At 62.1% G+C, this 2,433-nt stretch carries 3 protein-coding genes; all 3 read right to left on the bottom strand.

The features are described 5' to 3' along the window. On the bottom strand, positions 1 to 599 hold a 599-nt coding region (locus ABT116_RS42750), incomplete at its 3' end, for a M23 family metallopeptidase (protein ID WP_502984040.1). Between the two features lie 138 nt (positions 600 to 737). Beyond that, positions 738 to 968 carry a cytochrome c oxidase assembly protein gene (locus tag ABT116_RS42745; RefSeq protein WP_351646107.1) on the bottom strand — a complete coding sequence of 77 codons (231 nt, stop codon included), beginning with the start codon at positions 966 to 968 and terminating at the stop codon, positions 738 to 740. Further along, positions 919 to 2,433: bifunctional copper resistance protein CopD/cytochrome c oxidase assembly protein (locus ABT116_RS42740; RefSeq protein WP_351646105.1), on the bottom strand; the 1,515-nt coding region annotated here is incomplete at its 5' end. The genes ABT116_RS42740 and ABT116_RS42745, both read right to left, overlap by 50 nt.

Raw genomic sequence — 2,433 nt, 5'->3', positions numbered from 1 at the left:
GGTGTACCAATCTCATTGGCAATGTCCAACCCGTAATGAGTCGACCCCCAACGCGGCCCGTAGTTCGACGTCAATGTTCCGCTGACAGGAGCCATCGTCAGCGGTTGGCGTGCAGCTGCCTCTCTCGACGCGCGATCGGTTGCCTCTCTCGACGCGCGATCGGTGTCGCGTTCGGTGCCTCGAGCCAACTGTTCGGCCAGCCTCCCCAGGTCGGCCAGTTTGGGAACCTGGAGAATTTCCGGAGCCGATGCCAGTGCCTGGTCGAGAGGTGCCAGCGGTTGTTGGTCGAGCTCGACGGGAGCACTGACGCTCCCTGCCGATGCATGTGAGGCGGATGTGCCGGCGGCAAGCAAAGCGCCGGTGGCGACAGAGAGAACCAAAGCCCGTCCACCAGGACGACTGCGGGACTGTCGGCGATGAGCACCGCCGCGTCGCGCCTGAACGCTTCCAGCGACGGATTCACGGTCGACTGCAGATGCGGTGGAGATATACATCGTGTCGACTGGCAGGTCTCGATCGCTGTGTGGCGTGCCGAAAAGATAACTTTCCCGAAGTGGGCAGTCGAGATCGTCGGTGTCGGGCTTGCGGTGTCGGGCCAAGATCGCATTCCTTGCGTCGCGGAAGGTCACAGAATGGTGACGGTCCCAGACAGCGTACTACTATTTCGCATAGTTTTTGGGCGAGCGTTGACAAAGTTCAGAATCTCGACGAAACGTCCCCTGCGAATGCACCTTCTCCTACTCATGTGCCGCGCGGTGGCATCTCGGCGAGCAGCACGCGGTGAGGAACCCTGTCGCGATTGCCAGGGGCATTGCTCCGATCGCGATTATCAGTCCGGCACCGAACCGTTGATCTCGCGAGAGGTCGTCGAGCCAGCCGCGCTGCAACGACGCGAAGTACTGATCAGCAATCACCGTGTCAGTGGTGATCAGTGCTGCTGCGAGGCCCCCGTAGGCCAAGAACGCCACCAGGAGCAGGGGCCATCCTGACCGCGAGGCTCGCCCGCCTCGGCAAGGGATCGACGCCGACCATGACCCAGAAGAACATGAAACCGCAGATCAGCAGGGTTCCGTTGATCACCAGATGGGGGACGTGCGAGCCGGCGACAGAGCTGTACATCCCCCCCAGGTAAAGGAGAGGCAGGGCTCCGGCGAAAATCACAGCAATCACATAGGGCTGGGACATGAATCGGAACCAGGAGCCTCTGTACACGCTCTGCGCCCATTCCCTGAGGCCGGGCGCATCTCCGGACGATCGTCGAACGGAGAGCCTAAACAGCGTGAACGGGGCGCCCAGGACCAGACAGAGTGGAGCAAGGACCGCCACGGCGGACGTTGCGGCCATATGCATACTCATCACTGCGGGTGCATATCTACCCACTCCCGACGATGTTGCGACAAGCAACACCAGGCACCCCAGAGCCCAGCTGACCGATCGGAACGTCGACCACTGCACGCCCTGCTGTCGGAGGCGAAAAACGCCGACGACGTAGCACGCAGCCAACACCACGGCGAGAGTTCCGAAAATGAGATCGAATCGCCAGTCGACGAGCAAGCGGCCCGCAGTCGGTACGCCATCGAGCGCATACCCGAGTACCTCCTCGACTCTGCTCGGATCCTGTCGTTCCGTGGGCGCCGGGGGCGGCGTGCGGCCCAGGGCGACGGCGATACCGACGGTTACTGCGAGAACCACCGACTCCACCCCTGCCAGACGAATGAAGGTGCGACCGTCGCTAGGGTCCTTCGTCAGTTCGGCGATCGCGATTGTCCGTTGGCGCCAACCTGCCAGTCCGGTGAGGACCAAGGCGGCGACTTTGGCAAGAATCAAGACACCGTAGGTGCTACTCCACACCGCGGTGAGCGGCACCCGCACGGCAGCGTTGACCACACCGCTGATCGCTATGACGACGAACGCCATGAGTGCCACGGCCGAGAAGCGGCGCGCGGCGAAGTCGAGATAGCTCCCCTTTCTGCGGGCATGCAGCACGAGAGCCGCTATTCCTCCCATCCAGATCGACGCCGCAAGGATATGCAGAACCAAACTGTTCGTGGCGATGTCGTGGGATCCGCCCGAGGAGGAGTGACCCGACAATGCCCTGGGGAGCAGGCTGAACAAAGCGAATGCGAGAAGTAACGGTGTCCACGAATATCGCAGGGTCAGACGACACGCAATCGCGAGTACGAGTGTGAGTCCTGCGGTCCATGCCCATGCAGTTGTGACATCGATGTCCGAGATCGCGCGAGCGAACAGCCCTGGATCGGCGAACACGACGGAGAGAGGTTGGCCTGAACTGTCCGAGAGGGTGAGTGGAACGAGCAGCGCCGCGCATACCGCCCAGATAGCGGCGGCGACGCTTGCGGTTCGTAGCGCCAGATATCCGTCGACATCGAGTACACCTGAGGCTTGAGGCGGAACGAGAACGGCAGCCAAAAG

It is taken from the genome of Streptomyces sp. NPDC002130 (assembly GCF_040296465.1).
Classification (GTDB): domain Bacteria; phylum Actinomycetota; class Actinomycetes; order Streptomycetales; family Streptomycetaceae; genus Streptomyces.
This window is presented reverse-complemented; position numbering and strand designations above follow the sequence as displayed.